The organism is Streptomyces marokkonensis (genome assembly GCF_008312835.1).
Lineage (GTDB): Bacteria > Actinomycetota > Actinomycetes > Streptomycetales > Streptomycetaceae > Streptomyces > Streptomyces marokkonensis_A.
Genome location: NZ_VSKS01000010.1, coordinates 261,504 through 288,201 on the forward strand (window position 1 = coordinate 261,504; position 26,698 = coordinate 288,201).

Genomic DNA, 26,698 nt, shown 5'->3' on the forward strand with positions numbered 1-26,698 from the left:
CGGTGCCGTTCCACGCGCCCCGGCCGCTCAGCCCTTCGCCGCGTGTCTGCCCGGCGTCAGGATCTCCTCCAGCACCCGCACGACCGCCCCGTAGGCCACGCCGCGCACCGCGGCGTCGCGCGCGGCGCCGGGATCGCCGGCATCCTCCCGCCCCAGCTCGTCACCGCGGGCCCGCCAGGTCCGCTCCTCCTGTGCCGCCCAGGCCCTGGCCCGCTGAATACGCCGTAGCAGTTCGTCCGAGTCCACCACATCGGTCATACGACAACGCGTACCCCCGTGCGCCGTACGAATGACAGGGGAGCGGGATGCGGCCGAGAGGTTTGCCCGTACCGGGACAGGTGAGCCGAAAAGGGAACTACGAGGCGTTCCTCAGTGACCATGCTGATCGAACAGGGAGCCGCGGCATGCGTGAGTACATGACCGAACAAGTTTTCGAGTTGCCCGGCAGGCGCGGGGCCGGGCCGCCCCTCCCCTCCCGTCCGGCCGAGGTGCGCGAGGCCGTGACGCGGGCGGTGTCCGAACGCTGCCGCGCCACCCACACCGCCTGCGACACCGACGCCCTGGCGGACGTCCTGCTCGTCGCCTCCGAGCTCACCACCAACGCGATCCTGCACGGCGGGGGAGTCACCGACTTCAGGGTCGACGTCAGCGGGCCCGGGGTGCGGCTGTCCGTGAGCGACCGCAGCGACGAGCTGCCCGTCGTGGTGGAGCGCACCGACCAGCGGGGACGCAGCCGTCCGGGGGGCCACGGCTGGCCCATCGTGTGCCGGCTGTCCCGTGACATCCGGGTGTCCGACCTGCCCGCCGGAGGCAAGTGCATCACCGCGGTCGTGCCCCTGGCCTGAGCCCTCGGCGGATTCCGCGAAAGAAGCGGAGTTTGTTCCGCCGGAGTGGGGGCAATCGGAGGTTCGTGCTTCGGACCGGAGGCGCGCCAGCGGGATCGGTACGTCCGCTGAGGACCCTCCGGGTGTCCCGGCGGCGCCCGTCCCGCGGTAGTCCCCCTGCAACCACCGTTCGGGAGCGAAACCGCATGCTCATTGACACGTCCGCCCCTCGTCCCGGCTCCTCCGACACGACGGCCGCCCCGCCCCGCCGGCGACACGACGACGCCCCCGACACCGCGGCCCTCTTCGCCCGGCTCGCCTCCCTGGAGGAGGGCCCCGAGCGGGACGCGGTCCGCGACGAGCTCGCCACCGCGTGGCTGCCCATGGCCCACCGCATCGCCGGCCGCTTCCGCGACCGCGGTGAGTCCATCGAGGACCTGCGGCAGGTCGCCGCCCTCGGCCTGGTGAAGGCCATCGACCGGTTCGACCCGAGCCGGGGCGCCTTCGAGAGCTACGCCGTTCCCACCATCACCGGCGAGGTCAAGCGGCACTTCCGCGACCGGATGTGGGCCCTGCGCGTCCCCCGCCGGGTCCAGGAGCTGCGCAACAAGGTGCGGGTGGCCCGGCGCGAGCTCACCCAGAACCCCGGCAGCCCGGAGCCGTCCGTCGAGGACATCGCGGCCCACACCGGGCTGACCGAGGAAGAGGTCGGCGCCGGTATGGAGGCGCTGGAGAGCTTCAGCACCCTGTCGCTGGACGCCGAGCTGTCCTCCGACGACGACGGCTACAGCCTCGCCGACACCCTCGGCGCCGCGGACACCTCGTACGACGTCGTGGTCGACCGCGAGTCCGCCAAGGAAGGGCTGCGCCGGCTGCCGGAGCGGGAGCGCGCCATCCTCTACATGCGCTTCTTCGAGGACATGACCCAGAGCCGCATCGCCGACCGGCTGGGAATCTCCCAGATGCACGTCTCCCGTCTCATCAGCCGGAGCTGCGCCCGGGTGCGCGCCGACGTGATGGGACAGCGGAAGGGCCCGCGCGGCACCGGCGGACACTCGGCGACGGCGTGAACCGCGCCCGCCCGGACAGGACTGCGAGAAAGCGACCCACATGCTGAAGCCTCACCCCACCGTGCTGCGCCGCCTCGTCGAGGAGTACGAGGCCCTGGTGGCCACCGGGACCGCGACCACCGACGGACCCGCGGTCGCGGACCCGCGCGTCGGCGACCTGGCGTACACCCTGTGCGTGTCGACCGGCACACGCGACGTACGGACCGCGCTCAGCACCGCGCACCGCTGGCTGGCGGCCCACGAGACGGACGTGCCGCAGGCCGCCCGCCCGGCCGCCGTATGACTCGCCGGCTGCGGGGAACCCGTAGCGGATGAGCGAATCCGAGATCCCCCCGGAAGGCCGGCCCGTGGACGTCTACCTCGACCTCCTGCGCGTACGGATGGACACCGAGGACTACCGGCTTCTGCTTCGTGTGGTGGAGCCGGTCCTCGAGGCGATCGACGAACACCGCCTGGCCGGTGTGGACCTCGCGCTGGAGGGCGGCGACGAGGAACTGCCCCAGGAGGTCCGCGACGAGGCCGCCCTCGTCATCGCCACCGCCGTCACCGGCCGCCTGGACAACGAGGTGGTCGAGCTGGAGGTCGACGAGACCGGACCGGTCCGGGTGGTCACCGACGCGGCGACCGCCGCGGACCCCTCACGGCTGGGCGAGATCGCCGACTTCATCAGGGACCGCCACCGCCAGAACGAGGAGCTGCGCGGCATCGCCGAGGCCAGCGGCCTGCCGACCGACTTCTGACCGGTCCGGGTAGTCCGCCGCGTCAGCGGTCGGGCGCCGACACCGGTACGTGCAGCGGGCGGGCGAGGCCGACCACGGCCTCGTCCAGGCGTTCCAGATGGCGCAGGACCCGGCCGGTGATACGGCCGTACCGCGCGGTGCCGTCGTCACCCAGGAGGGACGCGATGCTCGGGCCCGTCCCGACGGGCCCGCTGTCGTCCCCGCCCTCGACGCGGGCCGCGATCGCCTTGATGTTGCGCACGGTGCGCCCCGCCGCTCCGCGCAGCCGGGGGTCCGCCGCGATCGAGGGATGGGTCGGCAGCAGCTCGGCCGTCGCCGCCAGCGACCGCGCGTGGTACGCGCAGGTCTCGAGGAGCGCCACCACGTAGCGCGCGTTCGTCCGCCGCGCCCGCAACGGCGTGACCGGGTGGGTCAGCGGCTGGGTGGCGGAGCGCAGGTCGCCCAGCGCCTGGTCCAGCTCCCGCGCCTTGTCGAGCAGGTCGTCGGCGGGCCCGCCGCTGAGCTGCCCCACGGCGGCCTCGGTGACCTCGCCGAGCCGTTCCAGCACGGTGACCAGCAGCTCGTTGGTGCGCCGGTCGGTGTTCACCGGCAGGACCAGTGCCGCCGCGACCACCCCGCAGGCAGCGCCCAGCGCCGTCTCCTCCAGGCGCAGCACCAGCACCTCCCAGCTGTAGGTGTGCAGCAGGGTGTAGAGCAGCCCGAGCATCGCGGTCACGAAGAACGACATCAGCGTGTAGGACAGCGGTGCCGTGTAGAACATCAGGAAGATCAGCACCAGCACCAGCAGGAACGCCGCCAGAGTGTGGCCGCCCACCACGGCGGCCAGCGCGATCCCCGCGGCGACACCGAACACCGTGCCCAGCAGCCGCCGGTAGCCCTTGACCAGGATCTCGCCGGTCGAGGCCGTGTTGATGAAGACGATCCAGCAGGTCAGCACCGCCCAGTACCAGCGGTCCGTGGACAGCAGCTCGCCGCCGACGATGGCCAGCGTCGAACCGACGGCCACCTGTACGGCGGCGCGTGTGGTGGGCCGCTGCAGCCCTGTGCGCGCTTCCGCCTCCTCGGTCTCCTCACCGGCGATGGCGGCGTCCTCGGCGTCGAGTTCCTCCCGGGACATGGCCGTCGCCGGGCTGTCGTCCGACTCGTCCTGCGGGCCGTCCAGGGCGACGCGCAGGCCCATGACGGCGCGGGCCGTCTCGCCGACGGCCCGGAACACGTCCTGCACGGCCGGCGAGGCGGGCGGCAGGTTCTCCTCGTCCCGGTAGGCGAGCAGCCGGTTGCGCATCCGGGCCACGGCCGTCCCCGCCGCCCCCGTCCACAGCACCAGCGCGCGCAGCGCGAGCAGGTCCCGGCGCAACCGGTCGGTGGCCTCCTCCGGTCCGGGCAGCCGGCCGACCTCCGGGGCGGGCGCACCGGGCAGATGCAGGGTGAGGGTGTCCGCCCGTTCGGCGCTGCGGGCGGACAGCAGCAGCAGCCCGAGCCGCTCGGCGGCGATCTCGGCGTCCGCGATCCGGCGCTGCACCAGCCGCGCCGTCGACTCGTCGGGCGTGCCCTCCTCCAGCCGGGTCTGGATCATCAGGGCGGTCTCGTGCAGCCGGGCGTTGCCCTCCCGCACCTCCTCCAGCGCCTTGTCCACCTCGCCGGGCCCGGCGTCGAGCAGCGCCAGCTGGGCGGAGACCAGCTGGGCCAGCCGGGCCCGGAAGGCCTGGCGCAGCCGCTGGAGCAGACCGGCGGGGGTCACCGGGACGACGGCGAACCGCACCAGCGCACTGCTCGCGAACGCGACCGTCATGGCCGCCCACAGCCCCGGCAGCTGAGCGGCGGAGGCACCGACGAACAGGGACACGAAGTAGACCTGGAAGCCGATCAGGCCGAGTCCGGTCCCGCGGTCGCCGAACCGGCGGCCGTAGACCGCGCTGAAGATCAGGACGACGAAGAAGGCGTCCCCGACGACCGTCCGCTCACTGAGCACCGCGCCCAGCGACACCGACACCAGCGCGACCGGCAGCCCGACGGCCAGCGTGACCGCCTGGGCGCCGCGCTGCCGCTCCCGGATGGCGAAGGTGGCGACCATCGCCGTCATGGCCCCCGTCACCAGACGGGTGACACCGAACCCCAGCGAGGCGAGCACGGCCAGCGTCAGAGCGATGGCGCCCACCGTCCGCAGCCCGGCCGTCAGCCGCAGCAGACCGGGGTCGGACGCCGCCAGGTGGTCCCGCAGCCGCGTCCGGCCCGAGCGTCCCGCCGCTTTCACTCCGCCGCACCCTCCCCCGTCGCACAGTCCGGGACGGACCCCCGCGCCGCGCGGCGCGGGCCGCCCCCCGTCCGACCGTTCACCGAGCCGCCCGGCCCGCTTCCTCGACGTGCGCCCGGACCTGCTCCGGCGTCAGATAGGCGTCGAGGTACTCGAAGTCCCGCAGATTGCCGGGCCGGTGCGCCTGGAACCCGGTCCGCACGAAGTCGTCGCCGGCGACCGCGTTCAGCAGCCAGTCGGTCAGCACCCGGGTCTTGGCGACATTGGTGCGCAGCGCCGACCAGTGGTAGCCGCGGGCCACCGCCTGGGCGGGCAGACCGTGCAGTTCGTAGCCGAGCGGCCTGGACACGGCGTCGGTGCCGCCGAGGTCCACCACGAGTCCGAGGTCCTTGTGGACGTACGGCCGCGTCGGCCGGCCCCGCAGCGTCGCGATGACGTTCTCGGCGACGTGCCGACCCTGCCGGAGCGCGTGCTGCGCGGTCGGCGGGCACACCGCGCCGTCGCCCTTGGCCACGTCGGGCACGGCGGCCGAGTCGCCGAGCGCGAACACCCCGTCGTGGCCCGGCAGGCACATGTCCGCGTTGACCGCGAGCCGCCCCCGGACGGTCTCGGCGCCGAGCGTGGCGATGAGCGGACTGGCGACGACCCCGGCGGTCCAGATCAGGGTGCGGGTGGGTACCACCCGGCCGTCGGTGAAGGTGACCTCCTCGGCGCTCGCCTTCCCGATGGACACCCCCAGCGAGATCTCGATGCCGCGCCGGGTCAGGATCTCGTGGGCGCTGCGCCCGAGCTTCTCGCCGAGTTCCGGCATGAGCTTGGGCGCGATGTCGATCAGGTGCCACTTGATCAGGCCCGGGTCCAGCCGGGGGTAGCGCTTGACGGCGGCGTGCGTCAGCCGCTGCAGACAGGCCGCGGTCTCCGTGCCCGCGTAACCGCCGCCGACCACCACGAACTGCAGCCGCGAGGCCCGCTCCGCCGGGTCGTGGCTCGCGTCCGCCAGGTCCAGCTGGGATATGACGTGATCGCGGAGGTAGGCGGCCTCGGCCAGCGACTTCAGCCCGAAGGCGTGGTCCGTCAGCCCCGGGATGTCGAAGGTGCGGGTGACACTGCCGGGGGCCAGCACGATGTAGTCGTACGGCTCGTCGATGATCTCGCCGTTGACGCTGCGGATGACACAGACCTTGGCCCTCAGGTCCACGCCGATCGCCCCGCCCGGGATGATCCGGGTGCGGTACCTCTTGCTGCGGCGCAGGGAGAGCGCGACCGACTGCGGGGTCAGCACGCCGGAGGCGACCTGGGGGAGCAGGGGCATATAGAGCTGGTAGGAGAACGGCGTGACCAGTGTGAGGTCGGCCTCGTTCGGGGCGAGCCTGCGCTCCAGCCGCCGTACGCACTCCACGCCGGCGAAACCCGCGCCCACCACAAGAATCCTGGGTCGTGTCACGGTGTCCATCCCTTCCCGCGGCTCCAGGCGTCCGCCTCGGACGTCGATGCCTGACGCGTGCCCCTGTTCAGCACCACGATGCCCTCACCGGCGAAGGAACGCACCGGGAGGCACAGGCGGGCACACCTGTCGCGGCCGCGTCAGCCGTGCAGATGGCACAGCAGCAGACACACGTCGTCGTCGCGCTCGGAGTCGCTCAGCAGCGGGTGCAGGATCCGGTCCGCCGACTCCTCCAGGTCCGCGCCCAGTTCGGCGGAACCGTACGCCCCGAGGGCCGCCGCGAGCCGTTCGATGCCCGGGTCGATGCCCCGGGCCCGCCGCTCGACCAGCCCGTCGGTGTAGAGCGCAAGCGTCGAACCGGGCGTCAGCCGCTCGGTGTGGTCGGCGATGTCCTGCTGCAGCGGAATGCCGAGCATCGCCCCCGGTTTGGCGTCCAGGACCCGGACCCGGCCGTCGGGCAGCCGCAGCACCGGCGGCGGATGACCCGCCGCGGCCCACGTCAGCGTGTGCTCGTCCGGGTGGAACCGCGCGATGACCGCGGTGGCGAACAGATCCGGCTGGAGATGCCGCAGGTAGCCGTGCAGCCGGGTCAGCAATCTGCCCGGGCCGCCGCCGTCGACGGCGTACGCGCGCAGCGCGGTGCGCAGCTGGCTCATCATCACCGCCGCGTGCAGCCCGTGCCCGGTCACATCGCCGATGACGGTGATCAGGCTGCCGTCCCGCTGCCGGAACGCGTCGTACCAGTCGCCGCCGATGTTCAGCCCGTGCGTGGCCGGCAGATAGCGCGCCGCCAGACTCAGGCCCGGCGTCGCGGGCAGGTCCGTGAGCAGGGCGCGCTGCAGCGTCTCGGCGATGTCCCGGTTGTGTTCGAAGCGGCGGGCGTTGTCCATGGCGATGCCGGCCCGCCGGGCGAGCTCGATCAGCATCACGGCGTCGTCCGGGTCCCAGCGCTCACCGGGCGGCGACAGCGTCAGCACACCCAGCGGCGTGCGGCGTGCCGCCAGCGGGAGGCACATCAGGGGCCGCCCCGGATCGAGGGCCGACGGCGGCCGGTCGTCCACGCCTGGCAGGCCCCCGGGATGGTCGGCGGCGTACTGCGGACGTCCGGTCCGGGCAGCGAGGACCGCCGCACCCGGGTGGACGGAGGGCCGGCGCCGGTCGTCCTCGTGGTCGAACAGCCATACGTCGACGCTCCCGGCGTACCGCGGCACGAGCAGCTCCGGCAGCCGGCGCACGATCTCGTCGTGGTTCAGCGAGGCGTTGAGCGCTGCGCTCGCGTCCGCCAGGAACCTCAGTCTGCGCCGGGCGTTCTCCGCCTCCTCGCGCGCCCGGCGCTCGGCGGCGAACGCCTCCCGCTGCGCCCGTCCGGCCGCGTCCAGCTCGGCGTGCAGCGCCAGGACGCCCTGGTTGGTCTGGTGCAGTTCCTCCCGGTGGAAGACGACCAGATCCTCCTGCTCGGCCAGCTTCTCCAGCAGCACGGCCGTGTCCTCGTCGGCGCCGAGCAACGCCTCCGCCAGGCCCGCCGCGTCCTCCGTATCCGGGCCCGCGTCGGCCGCCCGGCCCGGCTCGGGACACGCGACGGTCACCGTCCACGGGGCACGGCCGGCGGCGCCCGCGTCGGGGGAGGGCGTCACCACCGCGCGCAGGGCCGCCGCCCCGCCCGGGGCGTCCGGCCCCTCCAGGGTGAGCAGCCAGGCACCGCCCTTGGTCAGGCACTGCCGCAGATGGCCGCTGAGCGCCGTCGCCAGCCGGGCGCGCTCCACGGTGGGCACCCCGTACTCCGCCGCCAGCCGCGCGACGGCGATGCGTGCGCGTGCCGCGTCCGTGACGCTGCCGATCCGCCAGGTGCGCGTCATGAATGCTCCGCGGGGATCGGGGCCAGCACGGCCACGGCGGTGTCGTCCCGCACCGGGCGCGCGGGACTGCCCGCGTCCCGCACGGTCACGGCAGCCGTCACCGCCGGATCGGCCGGCGGCTGGCCGGTGTCCGGAGGCGGCGTCCAGCGGCCGGGCAGCCCGTCCGTGTGCAGGATCAGCAGGCTGTCGGGGGACCAGGGGACCTCGTCCTCGCGCACCGTGTGCGGCCGGTGCACCCCGACGATGCCCGGCCGGGACAGCAGGGAACGCCAGCGGTCCCCCTCCCGCAGCCGGGCCGACACGTTGCCGATCCCGGCGAAGCGCAGCCGGCCCGTCCAGGTGTCCAGCTGGGCCACGGCGACGGCCGCGCCCCGCGTCCCGCCCAGGGCGGTGTGCAGCTTCCGCAGCGTCTCGGCGGGCGGCAGCCCGGCACAGTGGCGCAGCTCCTCGACCGCGGCGGACGACGCGCGGGCCGCCTCGATCCCGTGGCCCAGCCCGTCGGCCAGCATCAGCGTCGCCCGGTCGCCGGACCTGACCCAGGCCCAGGCGTCACCCGAGTGGTCCGCGCCGGCGAACGGGACGTTGACGCCGCCTGCGTGCACACCGAGGGACCGCGGGGAGCCGTCGCCCCCTTCGGGGTGGTCGGCGGCGGCGCCCACGCGGGCCAGCGCCACGGTGCCCCGGCCGGGCACGCTGTGCAGGCCGAAGTCGTCGGCGAGACGCCGGCACGTGCCGAGGCCCGCGCCGAGGGAGCCGGCCGAGGAGAACCCGTCGCGCAGCGCGCCCGTCACATCCGCGATGCCCGGCCCGTGGTCGATCGCGCTGATCTGAACGGCCCGCCCCGGCCGGCCCTCCCGCGGCACGGGCGGGTCCACCACGTCGATGAGCACCTGACCCGCCTGCGCGTGCCGGACCAGATTGGTGGCGAGCTCGGTGGCCACCAGCGACGCGGTGGCGGTGCGCTGTCCGTCCAGCCCGGCGAGGGCCGCGGCCTCCTCCGCCGCGACCCGGACGTCCCGCACCCGGGTCGGGTCCTGTACCGGTACGTCCCAGACGCGGGGCATCAGGCGTCCTCGCGCGGACGCGGCGGCCGGGACACCCACGAGGTCACCCGCACCGTGGTCCCCGAACCGGGGGCGCTCTCGACCGCGAAGTCGTGCACGAGTCGCCGGGCGCCGCCCAGCCCCATGCCCAGCCCGCCGCCGGAGGTGTAACCGTCGCTGAGCGCCCGGTCGAGGTCGGGGATGCCCGGCCCCGTGTCGCTGAAGGTGAGCCGCAGTCCGTCGGTCCCGCCAGTGGTGACGTGCGACGCCTCCATCAGGCCGCCTCCGCCGTGCACCAGGGTGTTGCGCGCCAGCTCGCTGGCGGCGGTCACCAGCTTCGTCTGGTCCACCAGGCCGAAGCCGAGACCGGCGGCGGCCTGCCGCACGTGCTGACGCACCCACACCAGGTCCATGTCCGACCGGATGGGCAGGCGGGCCTCCACGCCCGCGCCGGTGTGCATCACGGGCTCTCCTCGCGCACGCCGCCGGCCCGTGACGGGACGATGGGCTGCGCGAGGAGCTCCAACGCCGCCTCGGTGGTGAGCGCGGTGCGCAGCCCCGGCAGTGTCAGGCCCAGTTCCACCAGGGTGATGGCGACCGCGGGCCGCATGCCGGCCACCACGGTCCGCGCGGCCAGCAGCTCCGTCTGGGCAGCGATCTCGGCCAGCACCCTCCCGAGGAAGGAGTCGACCATCTCCACGCCGGAGATGTCGATGACCACCCCCCTGACCCGGCTGCGCGCGATGGTCTCGGAGAGGTCCTGCTGGAGCTGGTGGGCCATGGTGTCGTGCAGGTCCCCCTGCAGGGTGACCAGCAGTACGTCCCCGAGCCTGAGGACCGGCACGTGTCCCGCGACCGGGCGGGAGAACCCCTCGCTCACCGGCGGCCCGCACCGTCGGGCGCCGCGTTCACGATGTTCGCCCCCAGCTCGTGCAGGCAGTACCCGAGGGCGTCGGCGAGGCTCGCCCGGGTCTTCACCGTGCCGAGGTCCAGGCCGAGGTGCACGATGGTCTGCGCGATCGCCGGACGGATACCGGACACCACGCACTCCGCGCCCATCAGACGGGCCGCGGCGACCGTCTTCATCAGGTGCTGCGCCACCAGCGAGTCGACCGTCGGCACACCCGTGATGTCGAGGATCGCGAACCGGGCGTGCTGGTCGACGACCGCCTCCAGCAGCGTCTCCATCACCACCTGGCTGCGGGCGCTGTCCAGCGTCCCGATCAGGGGGACCGCCACGATGCCGTCCCAGAGCTTGATCACCGGCGTCGCCACCTCGAGGAGCTGGAGCCGCTGCCGGTCGGTGAGCGCCTGCACCTCACTCAGCGCGGTCTGCATCGCCACCAGGCGCAGGGTGCCCATCAGCACGCTGAGCGCCGTCGAACACTCCCGCAGCCGCTCGGGCTCCACCCCCTCCAGATCGGCGACCAGGAGGTTCTCCACCGGCGGGAGCAGCGCGGCCAGCTCGGACGACACCTGGGTGGCGGACAGCCCCGCGCGGGAGCGGGCCGCCCCCATCCGCGCCAGCTGCTCGCGCACACCGGTGAAGCCCGCGGCGTCCGGGTCCTCGACCCGCTGGGTGCCGGCGACCTGGGCGAGTGCGTCGGCGACCACCTTGCCCGCCTCCACCGCCTCGTCGCGCGAGACCGTGAACACCGTGCGGAACAGGGGCTCGTCGGCCCACCGCTGGGCGATCTGCTCGCTCCGGCGCCGCAGGAAGCCGGCGACCTCCTGCTCCGGCGTTCCGAGTGTTCCGCCCGTATCGTGCTCCGGCACCTGTGTCCTCTCCTCGTTCTTCGTCGTGTCGCGCCGAGCTCGTCTCGGGCACCGGGAAACGTGGTCGCCGTCAGGCCTCCGGCCGGTCAGGGCCCTGCGGGTGCGCGTCGACCCGCTCGAGGGCCTCCTCGACGCTCTCCGAGACCGGAACGGTGATGCTCACCCCCGTCAGATCCAGGATGCGGCGTACTGCGGGGGTGGGGGAGATGATGTGCACGCTCCCCGGCAGTTCACGCGCCTCCTGGTACACGCGGAGGATGATGTTCATGCCCGACGAGTCCATGAAGGGGACCGCCGACAGATCCAGCAGGAAGTGCCGGCGGCCGTGGTGGAGCTGGTTGGCCAGGTGGTGCTGGAACTCGGTCGCCGTGTCGACGTCCAAGTACCCCTCCACCGTGAGCAGGGCCACATCCTCACGCGGCAGTGTCACCTCGACGGACAACGGGTCCTGGGCAATGTGCACGAGTACCTCCAACAAGGTGATCAGCTTCAGGTCGCGCAGCCGCGCGTACCCCCGAATCGCCCACTCATGCCTCGCTCCGCGGCCCGGAGCGGGGCGACCGCTCTCAGCCCACCCGGATCCCCACGATGCACGTGTCGTCGTCGGTGTCCGACCTGCTGTACGTCAGCAGGCGGTCGAGCCGCTGGTCGAGCGTGCCCGGAACCGTGGCGGCGGTGGACAGCAGATGGGTCAGGGACTCCTCCACGCTGAGGTCCCGGCGCTCGATCAGCCCGTCCGTGTACATGAGCAGATTGTCCCCGGCGGCCAGCCGCACCTCCGCCTCCTCGTACGACGCCTCCGGTACGGCACCGAGCAGCAGCCCGCGCACCAGCGGCAGCGGGGCCGCCTCGGAACCCCGCACCAGCACCGGGGGCAGATGACCCGCACGGGCCCACCGCAGGGTGCACGAGGCCGGGTCGTACAGGCCGCAGACCGCGGTGGCGGTGACCGCGCCCGTCAGATGATGCGCCACGATGTTCAGCCACGACAGCAGCTGCCCGGGGCCCGCGCCGGTGACGGCGAGACCGCGCAGCGCGTTGCGCAGGACGACCATGCTGGTCGCCGCCTCTATGCCGTGACCGGCGACGTCACCCACGCACAGCAGCACAAGGCCGGACGGCAGCACCACGGCGTCGTACCAGTCGCCGCCCACCAGCTGCTCGGCCTCCGCGGGCCGGTAGCGGACGGCCACGTCGAGGTCCGGCACCTGCAGCGGCGCCTGGGCGGGCGGCATGATGGCGCGCTGCAGCTGCAGCGCCAGCCGGTCCCGCTCGCTGGCGTGCTGTTCGGTGTGCGCCAGCTGGTCGCGGGTCGCCGCCAGCGCCACCTCCGTCCAGTGCTGCGCGGAGATGTCCTGGTAGGCGCCGCGGGTGGTGAGCAGCCGTCCGTCGGTGTCCAGGACCGGCTCGGCGACGACCCGGATGTGCCGGGTCACCCCGTCGGGCCGCTGCAGCCGGAAGGCCGCCGAGGCCGGGCGCCTGTGGTGCAGCAGCGTGCGCAGGAAACGGCCGATGGTGACGGCGTCGTCCGGGTGGGCGTGCGCGGGCAGCTCCTCCAGCGGCACCGGAGGGCTCGACTCCGGGCGCCCGTACAGGTCGAAGAGCTGCCCGTTCCAGGTGATCTCCCCGGTCAGCAGGTTCTCCTCGAAGCCGCCGATCCGGCCGAGCCGCTGGGCGTGCTGCAGAAGGCTCGCCAGGCGGGCGGTCTCGTCCTCGATGCGCCAGATGAACAGCAGACCGGCGCCGTGCCGGGTGACACTGATGTCCGCGACCGCCGACAGCGGCACCTGGTCCACCAGCGCGGTCAGATGCATGCGCCGGGCCCGGAACGGCTCACCCGTGGCGTACACCCGCTCGATCCGCTGGAACAGCTCGCTCTGCCCGGCGGCCATCGGGTACGCCTCCAGCAGCAGCGCCCCGCTGACCATGGCCCGCGGGCGGCCGGCCGGGTCGAGGAAGCGGCCGTTGACGTGCTGGATGCGGAAGTCCAGCAGGTTGCCGGAGGGATCGAGGTGCGGCACGAGCACGAGGGCCGGGTCGTACAGCCCGTCGGCCAGGTCCATCAGCTCCGCCGCGTCCGGCAGCGCCTGCGGCTCCCGGACCGGGCCGCTCGGCGGGGTGTACGTCTCCAGGGTGTGCGCGCACAGCTCGGCCAGGGCCTCCACCTGGCGGACGATCTGCGGCGGCTGCTCGGGCAGAGGAGCGGGCCAGACGATCTCCAGCACGCCGTACACGCGCCCTCCGGTACCGGCGGGCACGGCCGCCCTGCCCCCGTCCGGGAAGTGGTGCCGGCCCACGCTGGGCAGGCCCCGCTCGGCCGCCGACCCGATCCACAGGCCGTCACGCTCCGCCAGCGCGCACCGGGCGACCGTCGCCACGTCCGGCGGTACGTAGTACCAGCGCGCCGCCTCGGCCGGGGAGAACCCGGCGCTGCCCGCCAGGTTGAGCGACCCGTCGGCACCGGCCGCCCAGATCGCCACGGCCACCGCGCCCAGCGGGCGCAGCGCCTGTTCGAGGAGGGACTCGGCCACGGCCTGTGTGTCGTCCGCGGCCAGCGCCCCGCTCTCGGCCGCCCGCAGCCGTACGGCGGCAGGCTCCGGTCCCGCTTGCTCGGCGGCCCGGGTGGCGGCCAGGAACGCGTCCGTCACCTCCGACATCCGGTCCCGGGCGGCCTGGTTGATGACCTCGACCGCGAACTCCAGCTGGGTCGTCCCGGCCTGCTCCGTCAGCTCGGTGAGCTGGCGGGCCGCCTGTGCGGGACCGCACCCCAGACGCTCGACCAGGATGCCCTTGGCGAGTTCGATCAGCGCCCGGCCCTCGGCCTCGGCCTGCGCCGCCCGCACCTCGCGGCTGAGCCGCTCCACGGTGGCCGCGAGCCTGCCCACGGGCGAGTCGGCGGACACCCCCGCGGGTCCCCTCGGCGGGGGGTCGAGCCGGACATCGGGCCGTGGCTCGTCGTGATGCTCCGTGATGCTCATGGTGCGCACGCTCCTCGGCGGCTGCGGGGCCCTGCTGCGGGGCTCATGCGGGCAGCCAGCGGCGGACGCAGGCGATCAGGGCCTGGGTGTCGACCGGCTTGGTGACGTAGTCGCTGGCCCCGGAGGCGAGACTCTTCTCCCGGTCCCCGGGCATCGCCTTGGCGGTGACGGCGATGATGGGCAGCTCCGCGTACTGCGGCATGGCGCGGATCTCGGCCGTGGCGGCGTAGCCGTCCAGCTCGGGCATCATCACGTCCATCAGCACGAGCGCCACCTCGGGGTTGTCCACGAGTCTCTCGATGCCCGCCCGGCCGTTCTCCGCGTGCAGGACGCGGAAACCGTGCAGCTCGAGGATACCGCTCAGGGCGAAGAGATTGCGCGCGTCGTCGTCGACGACCAGGACGGTCCGGCCGGAGAACGAGCCGTCCACGACGGTCTGCGGGGCCGGCCGGTGGGCCTCGTCGGTGCGCACCAGCGACAGCACGTCGCCGGGCTCCTCGGCGGACAGGTGCAGGGCGATGCGTTCGCGCAGCTCGTCGAGGCTGGACACGAACTCCAGGGCCGTGCCCTCGGCATGGGAGCGCACGCTCTCCTCCACCGCCGCGTCGGCCCGGTGGCCGCTGTGCACCAGCACCGGCACGCTCGCCAGGGCGGAGTCGCCGCGCATCGCCTCGAGGAACCGGGTGACCTCCGCCTCCATGCCGAGCTCCAGCACCACGCAGTGACAGGGGTCGGCGGCCAGTGCGCCGGCCGCCTCCTGGGCACCGACGGCGGTGATGATGTCGACCGACGGCCGGGAGGTGCCGTCGCCCTGGGTGACGTCCTGGACCACGCTCTCCGCGACCAGGGTCAGCAGACCCCGGGGCCGTTCCTCCACGACGAGCAGGCGCCTGGGGCGCTGCCCGGACGCGGTTCCGCCCGACTCGATCGCCGGCACGGGCCGGGACGACGCGTCGGCCGCCACCTCGGCCGGACGCTGGTCGGCGGTCTGCGCGGGCCGCAGCAGGTCCTCGAAGTCCGGCCGGGCCACGGGGAGGAACAGCGTGAACGTGCTGCCCTGGCCCGCGACGCTGTCCACGGTGACCGCGCCGCCGAGCAGATGCGCGATCTCCCGGGTGATGGACAGCCCGAGCCCGGTGCCTCCGTACTTGCGGCTCGTCGTGCCGTCCGCCTGCTGGAAGGCGCCGAAGATCGACTCCAGGTGCTGCTCCTGGATGCCGACGCCGGTGTCCTGCACCCGGAAGGCCACCACGGGCCCGCCCCGCAGCACACCGCTGGGCACCTCGTCGTCCGGCGCGGGCTCGATCCGCAGCTCCACCCTGCCGCGCTCGGTGAACTTGACCGCGTTGGACAGCAGGTTGCGCAGCACCTGCCGCAGCCGGGAGTCGTCGGTGAGCAGGTCCGCCGGCGCACCCGGGGCCGTCGTCACCGTGAAGTCCAGGCTCTTCTGCATCGTCATGGGCCGGAAGGTGGCCTCGACGTACTCGACGAGCCGGCGCAGCTCCACACGCTCGGGGCTGACGTCCATCTTCCCGGCCTCGACCTTGGACAGATCGAGGATGTCGTTGATCAGCTGCAGCAGGTCGGAGCCCGCCGAGTGGATGATCTGCGCGTATTCGACCTGCTTCGGGCTGAGGTTGCGCGAGGGGTTCTGGGCGAGCAGCTGGGCCAGGATCAGCAGGCTGTTCAGCGGGGTGCGCAGCTCGTGGCTCATGTTCGCCAGGAACTCCGACTTGTACTTCGAGGCCAGCGACAGCTGCTGGGCCCGCGCCTCCAGCTCCTGCCGGGCGTGCTCGATCTGCAGGTTCTTCGCCTCGATGTCGCGGTTCTGCGACGCCAGCAGCGCGGCCTTGTCCTCCAGTTCGGCGTTGGAGCGCTGGAGTTCCTCCTGCTGGGCCTGCAACTCCGCCGAGCGTTCCTGCAGTTCGGCGGTGAGCCGCTGCGACTCGGTCAGCAGTTCGTCGGTGCGGGCGTTGGCCACGATGGTGTTGACGTTGACGCCGATGGTCTCCATCAGCTGGACCAGGAAGTCCTGGTGGATCTGGGTGAACGGGGTCACCGACGCCAGCTCGATGACGCCCAGCACCTGGCCCTCGACCACGATGGGCAGCAGCACCAGCGCGCTCGGCACCACCTGGCCGAGCCCGGAGGAGATCGTCACGTAGTCCGGCGGCAGCTGGTCCACCGTGATCGTGCGGCGGCTGCGGGCGGCCTGGCCGACCAGGGTGCGGCCGAAGGGGAAGCGGGTGGGCCGGCCGTCGTCGTCGGGGTAGCCGTAGGAGCCGACGAGCCGCAGCTCCGGACCCTCGTCACCCTCCTCGGCGAGATAGAAGGCGCCGTACTGGGCCGACACCAGCGGCACCAGCTCGTCCATGATCAGCTCGGCGACCACGGGCAGGTCGCGGTGTCCCTGCATCAGCCCGGAGACCCGGGCGAGATTCGTCTTGAGCCAGTCCTGTTCCTGGTTGGCCCGGGTCGTCTCGCGCAGGGACTCCACCATCGCGTTGATGTTGTCCTTGAGTTCGGCGACCTCGCCGGACGCCTCAACGGAGATCGAGCGCGTCAGATCGCCCTCGGCGACGGCGCTGGTGACCTGCGCGATCGCGCGGACCTGCCGGGTCAGGTTGCCCGCCAGTTCGTTGACGTTCTCGGTGAGCCGCTTCCAGGTGCCGGAGACGCCCTCGACCTCGGCCTGGCCGCCGAGGCGTCCTTCGGTGCCGACCTCGCGGGCGACGCGGGTGACCTCGTCGGCGAAGGCGGAGAGCTGGTCGACCATCGTGTTGATGGTGGTCTTCAGCTCGAGGATCTCCCCGCGCGCGTCGACGTCGATCTTCTTCGACAGGTCGCCCCTGGCCACGGCGGTCGTCACCAGCGCGATGTTGCGCACCTGGCCGGTGAGGTTGTTGGCCATGGAGTTGACGTTGTCGGTGAGGTCCTTCCAGGTGCCGGCGACGCCGGGCACATGGGCCTGGCCGCCGAGGCGTCCCTCGGTGCCGACCTCGCGGGCGACGCGGGTGACCTCGTCGGCGAACGCCGACAGCGTGTCCACCATCGTGTTGATGACGTCGGCCAGCGCGGCGACCTCGCCCGCGGCCTCGACCCTGATCCGCTGCGACAGGTCGCCGCGGCCGACGGCGGACGCGACCTGGGCGATGGAGCGGACCTGACCGGTCAGGTTGGACGCCATCACGTTGACGTTGTCGGTGAGGTCCTTCCAGGTGCCGGAGACACCCCGCACCTGCGCCTGGCCGCCGAGGCGTCCTTCGGTGCCGACCTCGCGGGCGACGCGGGTGACCTCGTCGGCGAAGGCGGAGAGCTGGTCGACCATCGTGTTGATGGTGTTCTTGAGCTCGAGGATCTCGCCGCGGGCGTCGACCGTGATCTTCTGCGACAGATCGCCCTTGGCGACGGCGGTCGCCACCAGCGCGATGTTGCGGACCTGGCCGGTGAGGTTGCCGGCCATGAAGTTCACCGAGTGGGTCAGATCACGCCAGGTCCCCTTCACACCCTGCACGTCGGCCTGGCCGCCGAGGCGTCCTTCGGTGCCGACCTCGCGGGCGACGCGGGTGACCTCGTCGGCGAAGGCGGAGAGCTGGTCGACCATCGTGTTGATGGTGTTCTTGAGCTCGAGGATCTCGCCGCGGGCGTCGACCGTGATCTTCTGCGACAGATCGCCCTTGGCGACGGCCGTCGTCACCTGGGCCACGTTGCGCACCTGCGCGGTGAGATTGCCCGCCATGGCGTTCACCGAGTCCGTCAGGTCGGCCCAGGTGCCCGAGACCCCCGGCACCTGCGCCTGCCCGCCCAGGGCCCCCTCGGTGCCGACCTCGCGGGCCACGCGGGTCACCTCGGAGGTGAACACCGACAACTGGTCCACCATGCCGTTGAAGACCTTGGCGATGTCGCCCATGAGGCCGTCCGCGTCGTCCGGCAGCCGGGTGCCGAAGTCCCCGTCCCGTACCGCCGTCAGCCCCGCGAGAAGCCGCCTCAGCTCCTCGTCCCCCGGAGCCGTGTCGGTCCCCTCGGTGCTCTTGCTGGTCATGCGCACCCTCGTTCCGGCAGAGTCAGTGCACGTTTCCGCAGTTCACGGATGTGCGCGATGAGAAATACGCCGCAGGCTAACCCACGCGACCGGTGCGGAACAAAGCGTGGGGGCGACCCCGAAACCGGTCCGGGAAATACCCGGCGGACGTGCATGGCTTCGTTCCGGACGGGTACCCGGCCCGATTTCGCGGAGGCCGGGGCAGCCGGCCCGACCGCGCCCGGTATCCGGCCCGTACCTTTCGAATGCACGGGCGCCCGGAGGGTATTGGCTGCTGTGGAGGCGGGCGGGCGGCGACGCCGTCCGCTCCGCACGGCAGACATCCACCGGGGAGGCAACGAGTAGTGCCCATCGACAGCATCTGGTCGTACGCGCCGGGCCTGAGCGGCGTTCCGGAGCAGGACCTGACGGACTACACCGTCGTCGCGAGCGACGGCACCATCGGCCATGTGGACCGGCAGGCCGACCACCACGGGATGCGGCACCTCGTCGTCGACACCGGTGTGTGGGTGTTCGGCCGCAGTGTCCTGGTCCCGGTCGGTCTCGTCACCGGGGTGCACCCGGGGGAGCGGAGGGTGACGGTGTCGTGCACCCGGGCCGAGGTGAAGGCGGCCCCCCGGTTCCAGACGGACAGCGAGACGATGGACCCGGGCTACCTCACCGCGGTCGGTGACTACTATCACAGGCTGCCCGCCCGCGAGGAGCCCGCCGGGTGAGGCCCGCCGCCGGAGACGGCGGCCGGTCCGGCGGTCCGGGAGGGCGCGCTCACCACGGCAGGAAGACGTGGATGTCCTTCCCGTGGTCGCCCGCGACGACACTGACCTGATCGCACAGCGTGTGGATCAGGTGCCAGCCGATCCCGCCGCCCCCGCTGTTCGGATGGAAGGGCCGCGGGGCCGGCTCGGTGGTGCTGGTGTCGTGCATCACCACGTGCACCCCGTCGAACGTCCTGCGCAGACGCAACTGGAAGGGGCCCGGCGCGTACTGGACCGCGTTGGCGGCCAGTTCCGTGACCACCAGGAGGATGTCGTCCCAGTGCTCCGGAGCCGACGGCGCCGACACGCGGGCCAGGTCGAAGAGGAACTCCTCCGCGACCATGCGTGCGTCCGTCACATCGTGCAGCTCCCCCGGGAAGCTGGCGATGCGGCTCGTGATCTCCTCGCCGGCCAGTGTCCTGTCCCCATGCCGCTCGGCTGCCATCTCGCCTTCCGTGCCCCGGCACAGCGGGGCTGTGGTTCGCGTCCTGTGCGTCCTCCGCTCTGTGGGTTCCCGCGACGCGGGAGCCTACGCGCCCGCATGCCCGGGCGCCGTCGGTGACAAACACATGACCGACCGGAGGCGGCCCCGGCGCTCAGCGGAACACGTTGTCGGAGTCGTCCCAGCCCGAGGCGGCGTCCGCGGCCGGGGACCGCCCGGGACGGGTGCGCGACTGGTACATCGCGTCGATCTCCAGCGCGTAGTGCCGCACTATCTCGTCCCGGCGCAGCTTCATCGACGGCGTCAGCAGGCCGTTCGTCACGTCGAACGGCTCGGGCAGTACCCGGAACACCCGGATCGACTCCGAGGGCGACACACTGCTGTTGGCCGCCGCGACCGCCCGCGCGATCTCCTCACGCAGCGCGTTCTCCTCCCGCGCCTCCCGGGCCGGCGCGTCGCCCGGCAGGGACAGCGCCGCCCGCCAGTCCGCCAGGAACTCCGGGTCCAGCGTGATCAGGGCCCCCACGCACGGCCGGCTGTCGCCCACGACGACGGCCTGGTGGACCAGCGGATGCATCCGCAGCCGCTGCTCCAGGGCAGCCGGCGCCACGCTCTTGCCGCTGCTCGTGATGATGATGTCCTTCTTGCGGCCGGTGATCGTGAGGTAGCCCTCGGAGTCCAGCCGCCCCAGATCCCCGGTGGCCAGCCAGTCGCCGCGCAGCGCGGCCCGGGTGGCGGCCTCGTCGCCCACGTAACCCTGGAACACCGAGGGCCCGCGCACCAGGATCTCCCCGTCGTCGGCCACCCGGATCCCGGTGCCCGGCAGCGCCTGGCCGACGGTGCCGGACTTCTCCCGCCCGAACGGCTGCATCGTCACCCCGCCGCTGGTCTCGGTGAGGCCGTAGCCGTCGTGGACGTAGATGCCGATGCCCTCGTAGAAGAGGGAGAGGTCGCGGTTGAGCGGTGAGCCGCCGGAGGTGCCCCGCCGCACCCGGCCGCCGAGCGCCGCGCGCAGCTTGCGGTAGACGGTGCGCTCGTACAGGGCGTGCTGCAGCCGCAGGTCGAAGCCCGGCCCGGAGCCCTGCCCCAGCCGCTGCCGCTCCACCGCGGCGGCGAAGTCCCGGGCCGTGCCGGCGGCCCGCTCGAACAGCGCGCCGCGCCCGTGCCGCTGTGCCGCGCGCAGGAAGTTCTTGTAGATCTTCTCCAGCAGGGACGGCACCGCGTACAGATAGGTGGGCCGGAAGGTGCGCAGGGCCGACGACAGCGACTCCCCGCTGAGATCGGGCTCGTGCCCCATCAGCAGGCCACCGCGGACGCACAGGCTCTGGATCATCAAACCGTAGACGTGCGAGAACGGCAGAAAGGCCAGGACGGCACCCCGCTCCCCGGGCGGGGCCGCGGTGTGGCCCCATCCCTCCAGCAGGGTGTCGCAGATGAAGGCCAGCCCGCGGTGGCTCAGGGCACAGCCCATGGCACGGCCGGAGGTGCCGGAGGTGTAGGCGATCACGGCCGTGGAGTCCGGCAGCACGATCCGGCGCATCGAGTCGACCGTGGCCAGGGGGAGGAACTCGCCGCGCGCCGCGAGCTGTTCCAGCGCGCCCGAGTCGAGCTGCCACACGTGCCGCAGACGCGGCAGCGCGGCGCACACCGACCCGACGGTCATCACGCTCTGCTCGTCCTCCACCAGCACGGCGACACAGCCCGAGTCCCGGAGGATCCACTCCACCTGCTCGCGCGAGGAGGCCGGATGGATCGGGACGACCTCGGCGCCGACCGTCCACAGGGCGTGGCACAGGAGAGTCCACTCGAAGCGGGTGCGCGCCATGATCGCCACCCGCGCGCCGAGGGAGATCCCGGACGCGATCAGCCCCTTGGCCAGGCCGACGACCTCGTCGCGGAACTCCACGGCGGTGATCTCCTCCCACACGGAGGAGTCCGGACCTGAGCGGTGGGCGAGCATCGGCAGGGTCGGGCTCTCGTCCGCCGTCGCGAAGAGGCTGTCGGCGAGACCGCCGGTCGGGGGCGGGACGGACGGGGGAGCGAGAGCGAGGTCGCGCATGCACTGCTCCTGACAGGTACGGGGTGTGACGCGGCCGGTGAGGACGGTCATCGGCGGTGCCTGAATGTAGTCGAGCCGGACCGCCCCCGCGCCGGGATCGCGACAAGTGTGTCCGCACTGATGACCTCGGCCGTTTCGGGGGACCCGGACCCCATGACCTACGTCAACCCAGATCCCGAACCGGAACGCAGCACCGGCCTCGAACCGGGCGGCGGCGTACCCCCGGGCGAGACCCCGCCCGCGGAGAGCAGCATGCCCGAGGCCGGCCCGCAGGAGACGCACAACCCGACCAAGGGCTGGGCCAAGGGACCCCTCGCCGCGATCCTGGTCCTGGTGGTCCTGATCGCGGCGTTCTTCCTGGTCTACGCCCTGATCCTCATCTTCTGACCCTGCTCCGTCCCACTGACCCGACCCGTCCTACGCCTGGGTGTGCCGCACGCACTCCGTGACGACATCCCGCAGGCTGCCCGTGCGCTGCATCAGGTCCCGCTGCACCTGGGCGCCGTTGCCGTCGCGCAGCAGCCGGGCGCAGCCCTCGCGGGCGCGCTCCAGGTCGCCGTTGTCCTCCAGGGCCTCGGCGGTGTGGTCGAGGAGCGTGCGCACCACGGCCTCGGCGGGCATGCGCCGCATGGTCTCCGGGTGGAGCAGTTCGCCCGCCAGACCCGAGCGCGCCGCCTGCCAGGCGGCCAGCCGGAGGAGACTGACGCCGGGGTCCAGCGGCTCCCCGCCCGCCCGCCACTCGCGCGCCGCGGTCTCCACCAGCCCGCGGGCGAGCGTGGCGATCAGCCCCGCGGTCTCCGCGTGCAGACAGACGTCGGAGACCCGGATCTCCACCGTCGGATACCGCTGGGACAGCCGCGCGTCGAAGTAGACCATGCCCTCGTCGAGGATCACGCCGGTGGCCACCATGTCGGCGACCTGCCGGTGGTAGCGCTCGGCCGAGCCGAAGAGCTCCGTCGGGCCGGCGGACGGCCAGCGCTGCCAGACCCGGCTGCGGTAGCTGTTGTACCCCGTCTCCTTGCCCTGCCAGAACGGCGAGTTCGCGCTGAGCGCCGCCAGCACCGGCAGCCAGGGCCGCAGCCGGTCCACGACCGCGACACCCTCCTCGTCGGACTCCACGGACACGTGGACGTGGCAGCCCATGACGAGCTGCTCCCGGGTCGCTATCCCGTACTGCTCCTCCATCCACTGGTAGCGGTGGTTGACACCGATGGACGGGCTGACCGGCAGCGGCGACGTGGCGAGCGCGGCGACGGTGCAGCCGATCTCCCCGGCGTGACCGGCGGCCTCCTTGCGGCAGCGGACGATCTCCGCGCGCAGGCTCTCCATGGACGACTGCGGATGCGTGGCGAACTCCAGCATCTGCTCGTGCAGTTCCTTCTCGAAGACGTCCTGCTCCGCGTCGTCCCGCTCGGCACGGGCGAGCACCGCCGCGGACATCGCCCGCGGTTCGCCTGTCTCCGGATCGACCAGGAGGAGTTCTTCCTCCACTCCCACGGTGCGCACCTGATGTCCGCCCTTCTGTGACCTGCCGCGACGACGCCGAGTGGCCCTCGGCCGTACGGTCCCGGATGCCCCGCCCGGGCATCCGGACACCTGGCGTCGTCGCCGTGCCTCACAGAGGGACCGGTGCCAGCCACACCGTCGCGAGCGGCGGAAGGGTGAGCCGGAGGCGGCCGTCCTCGGGCTTGACCGGGCCGGGGTTGGTGACACCCCCGCCCCCGTAGGGGGTGGCGTCGGTGTTGAGGACCTCCTGCCAGGCGATCACGTCGTCGCCGGTGGCGAGCACGTAGTCGTGCCGGACCACGGGGGAGAAGTTCGACACCGCGAGCAGCGGCCGGCCCTCCGCGTCGTACCGCAGGAACGCGAAGACGTTGTCGTCCGCCGCGTCGACCGCGACCCACCGGAAGCCGGACGGGTCGGTGTCGCGCTGCCACAGCGCCGGGGTCGCGCGGTATCGGGCGTTGAGGTCGCGGACCAGGTCCCGCACCCCGCGGTGGTCGCCCGCGGAGTGGTACCCGTCGTCGAGCAGCCACCACTCCGGGCCCCGCTTCTCGGACCACTCGGCACCCTGGGCGAACTCCTGTCCCATGAACAGCAGCTGCTTGCCCGGGTGGGCCCACATGAACCCGAGGTAGGCGCGGACGTTGGCGCGCCGCTGCCACCAGTCGCCGGGCATCTTCGACACCAGCGCCTGCTTGCCGTGCACCACCTCGTCGTGCGAGATGGGCAGCACGTAGTTCTCGCTGTAGGCGTACACCATCGCGAACGTCATCTCGTGGTGGTGGTACTTGCGGTGCACCGGCTCGTGGGAGACGTACTCCAGCGAGTCGTGCATCCACCCCATGTTCCACTTCAGCCCGAACCCGAGCCCGCCGGTGTCGGTCGGCCGGGTCACCCCGCCCCACGCCGTGGACTCCTCGGCGATGGTCACCACACCGGGGCAGCGCCGGTAGACGGTCGCGTTCATCTCCTGCAGGAACGCCATCGCCGCCAGGTCCTCCCGGCCGCCGTACGCGTTGGGCTCCCACCCGCCGTCCTCGCGCGAGTAGTCCAGGTAGAGCATGGAGGCCACCGCGTCCACCCGCAGCCCGTCGATGTGGAACTCCTGGCACCAGTACACGGCGTTCGCGACCAGGAAGTTGCGCACCTCGGTGCGGGCGAGGTCGAAGGTGTACGTCCCCCAGTCGGGGTGCTCCGCGCGCCGGGAGTCCCCGGGCTCGTACAGCGGGTCCCCGTCGAACCGGGCCAGCGCCCAGTCGTCCTTGGGGAAGTGCGCGGGCACCCAGTCCATGATCACGCCGATGCCGGCCCGGTGCAGGGCGTCGACCAAATACCTGAAGTCGTCCGGGCTCCCGAGGCGGGCCGTGGGCGCGTAGAAGCCGGTGACCTGGTAGCCCCACGACGGTCCGTAGGGGTGCTCGGCGACCGGCATCAGTTCCACGTGGGTGAAGCCGAGGTCCTTGACGTACGCGGGCAGCACCTCGGCGAGTTCGCGGTACGTCAGCCCCGGACGCCACGACGGCAGGTGCACCTCGTACACCGAGAACGGCGCCTCGTGCACGGGCGTTCCGGCGCGCCGCGCGAACCACTCGGCGTCGCCCCACTCGTAGTGCGAGGCCGTCACGACGGACGCCGTGTTCGGCGGCGCCTCCGTGCGCCGCGCCATCGGGTCGGCCTTGAGGAACCGGTGGCCGTGGCGTGAGTGGATCTCGAACTTGTAGCGCGTTCCCTCGCCGACGCCCGGCAGGAACAGCTCCCACACCCCGGACGAGCCGAGTGAGCGCATCGGGAACGCGGTGCCGTCCCAGTGGGTGAAGTCGGCGGCGACCCGCACCCCTTGCGCGTTGGGCGCCCACACCGTGAAACGGGTGCCGGTGACGCCCTGGTGGGTCATGGGGTGCGCGCCGAGCGCCGTCCACAGCTCCTCGTGCCGGCCCTCGCCGATCAGGTGCAGGTCGAGCTCGCCGAGCGCGGGCAGGAACCGGTACGGGTCGTGCGTCTCGACCGGCTCGTCGCCCTCGTAGGCCACCGCCAGGGTGTACGCCGGGATCGCGTCCAGCGGCAGCACGGCGGAGAAGAGGCCGTCACCCTCCGACACGAGCGGGGTGCGCTCGCCTCCGACGACCACGCTCACCTCACGCGCGAAGGGGCGCAGCGCCCGGAAGGCGATCCCGCCGGGCACCGGATGGGCGCCGAGCAGCGCGTGCGGATCGTGGTGGGCGCCCGCCAGCAGGCGCCCCCGGTCGGACGGGTCGAGGGCGGGTGCGGCCCCCGGGGCCGCGGGGGCGGCGGACGGGGCGGACCCGGCCGTTTCGGGAAGCGGGGTGTCGTGCAGGGCCACGGCTTCAGTCTCCTCTCACGGCGAGGCGCTCGATCGCCGCCATGGGTACGGGCAGCCAGTCGGGTCGGTGCCGGGCCTCGTACAGCACCTCGTACACGGCCCGGTCCGTCTCGTAGGCGCGGAGCAGGCCGTGCTTCTTGCGCGGGTCCCAGCCGGCGCGGGCGGCGTAGCCCGCGCAGTAGGCCTCACGGCAGCGACGCGCCCACTCCGGGCGCCAGGGGCGGCGCTGCCGGGCGGCGTAGTCGAAGGAGCGCAGCATCCCGGCGATGTCCCGCACGGGGGAGTGGGCGCTGCGCCGTTCGGAGAGCGGCCGGGACGGCTCGCCCTCGAAGTCGATGACGAACCACTCGCGCCCCGCCCGCAGCACCTGCCCCAGGTGCAGGTCGCCGTGGACGCGCTGGGCGGGCGGTCCGGCGTCGCAGGTGGCCAGCGCGGCGAAGGCGGTCCGCAGCCCCGGCACGAAGGGCTGGAGCGCGGGCACGGCGTGCGCCGCCGCGGTCAGCCGCTCGGTCATCGCCGCCGCCGTCCGCCCGTTCTCCCCGGGCGCGCCGATGGGGAACGCGGAGGCCAACGCCAGATGGACGTCCGCCGTGGCCCGGCCGAGCGCGTGCGCCTGCGCGGTGAAGTCGTCACCGGAGGCGAGCGCGTCGAGGGCCAGCGTCCAGCCGTCCGAGGCGTTGCGCAGATACGGCTGGAGCACACCGAGCGTCGCCTTGAACGGGTGCGTGGTGCGCAGCCAGGCCACCGGTGCGGGGACCCGGTGGCAGCCCTGGCGGGCCAGCGCCCCCGGCACCTCCAGATCCGGGTTGACTCCGGGCTGGATGCGCCGGAACAGCTTCAGGATGTACTCGTCGCCGTACACCAGCGAGGAGTTGGACTGCTCGGCGGTCATCAGGCGCGGCACCAGTCCGGCGGGCACCTGTTGGGACGCGTCGCACTCGAAACGCAGCGGCCCCGCCGTGCCGGGGCGGCGAAGCCGCTCCAGGAGCAGTTGGGCGGCGCGCGGGTCGTGGAGGGCGTCGTAGACCGTCAGCCCGGCCAGCCGCCCGTCCGGCACCCTGCCGATGAGCGCCTTGCCGAGCCGGGGCGAGGGGTGCTCCCGCACACCGAGCAGGAGCTGGTAGCAGTCACCGGCCGGGGTGGTGCCCCCGGGGGCGGGCACACCGCCGTGAGCGGCGTGCACCAGCACGTGCAGACAGCCCGGGAACAGCTCCGTCATCGACAGCACACCGAGGTCGGTGACGGGCCGGTCCTTTCCGGCGAACCAGCGCTGCAGCGGCAGCCACTCGCGCAGCAGCCCGGTGAGCGGCTCCATGGGCTCGGCGGGCGCGCTCCGCGGGCGCAGGAATGCGGTCTTCGTCATGGTGACGCCTCCTCTCGCCGGCACACCCTCACAGTCGTCGGCCGATGCGGGATGCGACTCGGGTGAGCCGGAACCAGTAGAAGCCGTGGCCCGCGAGGGTCAGCAGGTACGGCAGCTCGCCGACGGCCGGGAAGCGCACCCCGCCGAACAGCTCGACCGGGTGCCGCCCCTCGAAGGCGCTGAGATCCAGTTCCGTGGGCTGTGCGAA

At 73.0% G+C, this 26,698-nt stretch carries 23 protein-coding genes; 6 read left to right on the forward strand and 17 right to left on the reverse strand.

Annotated features, from left to right (window positions below):
• Nucleotides 1-27: 27 nt before the first annotated feature.
• Nucleotides 28-258 (reverse strand): hypothetical protein, encoded by a 231-nt coding sequence (locus F1615_RS19570; protein ID WP_149550287.1) that lies wholly within the window; start codon nucleotides 256-258, stop codon nucleotides 28-30.
• A gap of 146 nt (nucleotides 259-404) precedes the next feature.
• Here F1615_RS19570 and F1615_RS19575 point away from each other — a divergent pair, with 146 nt between their 5' ends.
• From F1615_RS19575 to F1615_RS19590, 4 genes are all read left to right on the forward strand, one after another.
• Nucleotides 405-845, forward strand: coding sequence for an ATP-binding protein (locus F1615_RS19575; RefSeq protein WP_149550288.1), 441 nt, complete (start codon nucleotides 405-407; stop codon nucleotides 843-845).
• A gap of 185 nt (nucleotides 846-1,030) precedes the next feature.
• The gene (locus F1615_RS19580) at nucleotides 1,031-1,894 is read left to right on the forward strand and encodes a SigB/SigF/SigG family RNA polymerase sigma factor (RefSeq protein WP_149550289.1); all 864 of its coding nucleotides are present in this window, start codon (nucleotides 1,031-1,033) and stop codon (nucleotides 1,892-1,894) included.
• Nucleotides 1,895-1,934: 40 nt separating this feature from the next.
• Nucleotides 1,935-2,177, forward strand: coding sequence for a DUF5133 domain-containing protein (locus F1615_RS19585; protein ID WP_149550290.1), 243 nt, complete (start codon nucleotides 1,935-1,937; stop codon nucleotides 2,175-2,177).
• A gap of 28 nt (nucleotides 2,178-2,205) precedes the next feature.
• Complete coding sequence (locus F1615_RS19590) at nucleotides 2,206-2,634, forward strand: hypothetical protein (protein WP_149550291.1); 429 nt, start codon at nucleotides 2,206-2,208, stop codon at nucleotides 2,632-2,634.
• 22 nt (nucleotides 2,635-2,656) lie between these two features.
• Here the strand turns inward: F1615_RS19590 and F1615_RS19595 are convergent, their stop codons facing one another.
• The 10 genes from F1615_RS19595 to F1615_RS19640 form a co-directional block, all read right to left on the reverse strand.
• Nucleotides 2,657-4,888, reverse strand: coding sequence for an FUSC family protein (locus tag F1615_RS19595; RefSeq protein ID WP_149550292.1), 2,232 nt, complete (start codon nucleotides 4,886-4,888; stop codon nucleotides 2,657-2,659).
• A 79-nt stretch (nucleotides 4,889-4,967) separates the two neighbouring features.
• Nucleotides 4,968-6,341, reverse strand: a complete 1,374-nt coding sequence (locus tag F1615_RS19600) for an NAD(P)/FAD-dependent oxidoreductase (RefSeq protein ID WP_167533797.1) — start codon at nucleotides 6,339-6,341, stop codon at nucleotides 4,968-4,970.
• Between the two features lie 131 nt (nucleotides 6,342-6,472).
• On the reverse strand, nucleotides 6,473-8,188 hold the full coding sequence (locus F1615_RS19605; RefSeq protein ID WP_149550294.1) for a PP2C family protein-serine/threonine phosphatase: 1,716 nt from the start codon (nucleotides 8,186-8,188) through the stop codon (nucleotides 6,473-6,475).
• On the reverse strand, nucleotides 8,185-9,252 hold the full coding sequence (locus tag F1615_RS19610; protein WP_149550295.1) for an ATP-binding SpoIIE family protein phosphatase: 1,068 nt from the start codon (nucleotides 9,250-9,252) through the stop codon (nucleotides 8,185-8,187). The genes F1615_RS19605 and F1615_RS19610 overlap by 4 nt, the downstream gene beginning before the upstream one ends.
• Nucleotides 9,252-9,692, reverse strand: coding sequence for an anti-sigma regulatory factor (locus F1615_RS19615; protein WP_149550328.1), 441 nt, complete (start codon nucleotides 9,690-9,692; stop codon nucleotides 9,252-9,254). Before F1615_RS19615 ends, F1615_RS19610 begins: the two co-directional genes overlap by 1 nt.
• Complete coding sequence (locus F1615_RS19620; RefSeq protein ID WP_149550296.1) at nucleotides 9,692-10,111, reverse strand: STAS domain-containing protein; 420 nt, start codon at nucleotides 10,109-10,111, stop codon at nucleotides 9,692-9,694. The genes F1615_RS19615 and F1615_RS19620 overlap by 1 nt, the downstream gene beginning before the upstream one ends.
• On the reverse strand, nucleotides 10,108-11,007 hold the full coding sequence (locus F1615_RS19625) for an STAS domain-containing protein (RefSeq protein WP_149550297.1): 900 nt from the start codon (nucleotides 11,005-11,007) through the stop codon (nucleotides 10,108-10,110). Before F1615_RS19625 ends, F1615_RS19620 begins: the two co-directional genes overlap by 4 nt.
• 70 nt (nucleotides 11,008-11,077) lie before the next feature.
• On the reverse strand, nucleotides 11,078-11,470 hold the full coding sequence (locus F1615_RS19630) for an STAS domain-containing protein (protein ID WP_149550298.1): 393 nt from the start codon (nucleotides 11,468-11,470) through the stop codon (nucleotides 11,078-11,080).
• Between the two features lie 103 nt (nucleotides 11,471-11,573).
• Nucleotides 11,574-13,985, reverse strand: a complete 2,412-nt coding sequence (locus F1615_RS19635; protein WP_149550299.1) for a SpoIIE family protein phosphatase — start codon at nucleotides 13,983-13,985, stop codon at nucleotides 11,574-11,576.
• 43 nt (nucleotides 13,986-14,028) lie between these two features.
• Entirely contained in the window at nucleotides 14,029-18,027 is a 3,999-nt protein-coding gene (locus F1615_RS19640) for a hybrid sensor histidine kinase/response regulator (RefSeq protein ID WP_149550300.1), read from the reverse strand.
• A gap of 344 nt (nucleotides 18,028-18,371) precedes the next feature.
• Between F1615_RS19640 and F1615_RS19645 the strand changes: the two genes are divergently transcribed.
• Nucleotides 18,372-18,743, forward strand: a complete 372-nt coding sequence (locus F1615_RS19645; RefSeq protein WP_149550301.1) for a PRC-barrel domain containing protein — start codon at nucleotides 18,372-18,374, stop codon at nucleotides 18,741-18,743.
• Nucleotides 18,744-18,792: 49 nt separating this feature from the next.
• On the opposite strand, the gene F1615_RS19650 is transcribed toward F1615_RS19645, so the two are convergent.
• Both F1615_RS19650 and F1615_RS19655 read right to left on the reverse strand, forming a co-directional pair.
• Nucleotides 18,793-19,227 carry an ATP-binding protein gene (locus tag F1615_RS19650; protein WP_149550302.1) on the reverse strand — a complete coding sequence of 145 codons (435 nt, stop codon included), beginning with the start codon at nucleotides 19,225-19,227 and terminating at the stop codon, nucleotides 18,793-18,795.
• Between the two features lie 151 nt (nucleotides 19,228-19,378).
• The gene (locus F1615_RS19655; RefSeq protein WP_149550303.1) at nucleotides 19,379-21,283 is read right to left on the reverse strand and encodes an AMP-dependent synthetase/ligase; all 1,905 of its coding nucleotides are present in this window, start codon (nucleotides 21,281-21,283) and stop codon (nucleotides 19,379-19,381) included.
• A 153-nt stretch (nucleotides 21,284-21,436) separates the two neighbouring features.
• Here F1615_RS19655 and F1615_RS19660 point away from each other — a divergent pair, with 153 nt between their 5' ends.
• A complete protein-coding gene (locus F1615_RS19660) occupies nucleotides 21,437-21,670 on the forward strand; it encodes a DUF6480 family protein (RefSeq protein ID WP_149550304.1) in 234 nt (77 codons plus the stop codon).
• A gap of 30 nt (nucleotides 21,671-21,700) precedes the next feature.
• On the opposite strand, the gene F1615_RS19665 is transcribed toward F1615_RS19660, so the two are convergent.
• The 4 genes from F1615_RS19665 to F1615_RS19680 form a co-directional block, all read right to left on the reverse strand.
• On the reverse strand, nucleotides 21,701-22,789 hold the full coding sequence (locus tag F1615_RS19665; RefSeq protein ID WP_149550305.1) for a glutamate--cysteine ligase 2: 1,089 nt from the start codon (nucleotides 22,787-22,789) through the stop codon (nucleotides 21,701-21,703).
• A 109-nt stretch (nucleotides 22,790-22,898) separates the two neighbouring features.
• The gene (gene glgB, locus F1615_RS19670; protein ID WP_149550306.1) at nucleotides 22,899-25,127 is read right to left on the reverse strand and encodes a 1,4-alpha-glucan branching enzyme; all 2,229 of its coding nucleotides are present in this window, start codon (nucleotides 25,125-25,127) and stop codon (nucleotides 22,899-22,901) included.
• A 4-nt stretch (nucleotides 25,128-25,131) separates the two neighbouring features.
• Nucleotides 25,132-26,490 carry a maltokinase N-terminal cap-like domain-containing protein gene (locus F1615_RS19675; RefSeq protein WP_149550307.1) on the reverse strand — a complete coding sequence of 453 codons (1,359 nt, stop codon included), beginning with the start codon at nucleotides 26,488-26,490 and terminating at the stop codon, nucleotides 25,132-25,134.
• 28 nt (nucleotides 26,491-26,518) lie between these two features.
• A partial coding sequence (locus tag F1615_RS19680; RefSeq protein WP_208818359.1) for an alpha-glucosidase C-terminal domain-containing protein occupies nucleotides 26,519-26,698 on the reverse strand: 180 nt, incomplete at its 5' end.

Bases quoted from the DNA above. Each gene is read 5' to 3' on its own strand.
- F1615_RS19575 (WP_149550288.1), top strand. From the start codon at position 405: ATGCGTGAGTACATGACCGAACAAGTTTTCGAGTTGCCCGGCAGGCGC.
- F1615_RS19600 (WP_167533797.1), bottom strand. From the start codon at position 6,341: ATGGACACCGTGACACGACCCAGGATTCTTGTGGTGGGCGCGGGTTTC.
- F1615_RS19660 (WP_149550304.1), top strand. From the start codon at position 21,437: ATGACCTACGTCAACCCAGATCCCGAACCGGAACGCAGCACCGGCCTC.
- F1615_RS19610 (WP_149550295.1), bottom strand. From the start codon at position 9,252: ATGCCCCGCGTCTGGGACGTACCGGTACAGGACCCGACCCGGGTGCGG.
- F1615_RS19570 (WP_149550287.1), bottom strand. From the start codon at position 258: ATGACCGATGTGGTGGACTCGGACGAACTGCTACGGCGTATTCAGCGG.
- F1615_RS19675 (WP_149550307.1), bottom strand. From the start codon at position 26,490: ATGACGAAGACCGCATTCCTGCGCCCGCGGAGCGCGCCCGCCGAGCCC.
- F1615_RS19605 (WP_149550294.1), bottom strand. From the start codon at position 8,188: ATGACGCGCACCTGGCGGATCGGCAGCGTCACGGACGCGGCACGCGCA.
- F1615_RS19640 (WP_149550300.1), bottom strand. From the start codon at position 18,027: ATGACCAGCAAGAGCACCGAGGGGACCGACACGGCTCCGGGGGACGAG.
- F1615_RS19655 (WP_149550303.1), bottom strand. From the start codon at position 21,283: ATGCGCGACCTCGCTCTCGCTCCCCCGTCCGTCCCGCCCCCGACCGGC.
- F1615_RS19615 (WP_149550328.1), bottom strand. From the start codon at position 9,692: ATGCACACCGGCGCGGGCGTGGAGGCCCGCCTGCCCATCCGGTCGGAC.
- F1615_RS19635 (WP_149550299.1), bottom strand. From the start codon at position 13,985: ATGAGCATCACGGAGCATCACGACGAGCCACGGCCCGATGTCCGGCTC.
- F1615_RS19585 (WP_149550290.1), top strand. From the start codon at position 1,935: ATGCTGAAGCCTCACCCCACCGTGCTGCGCCGCCTCGTCGAGGAGTAC.
- F1615_RS19580 (WP_149550289.1), top strand. From the start codon at position 1,031: ATGCTCATTGACACGTCCGCCCCTCGTCCCGGCTCCTCCGACACGACG.
- F1615_RS19650 (WP_149550302.1), bottom strand. From the start codon at position 19,227: ATGGCAGCCGAGCGGCATGGGGACAGGACACTGGCCGGCGAGGAGATC.
- F1615_RS19590 (WP_149550291.1), top strand. From the start codon at position 2,206: ATGAGCGAATCCGAGATCCCCCCGGAAGGCCGGCCCGTGGACGTCTAC.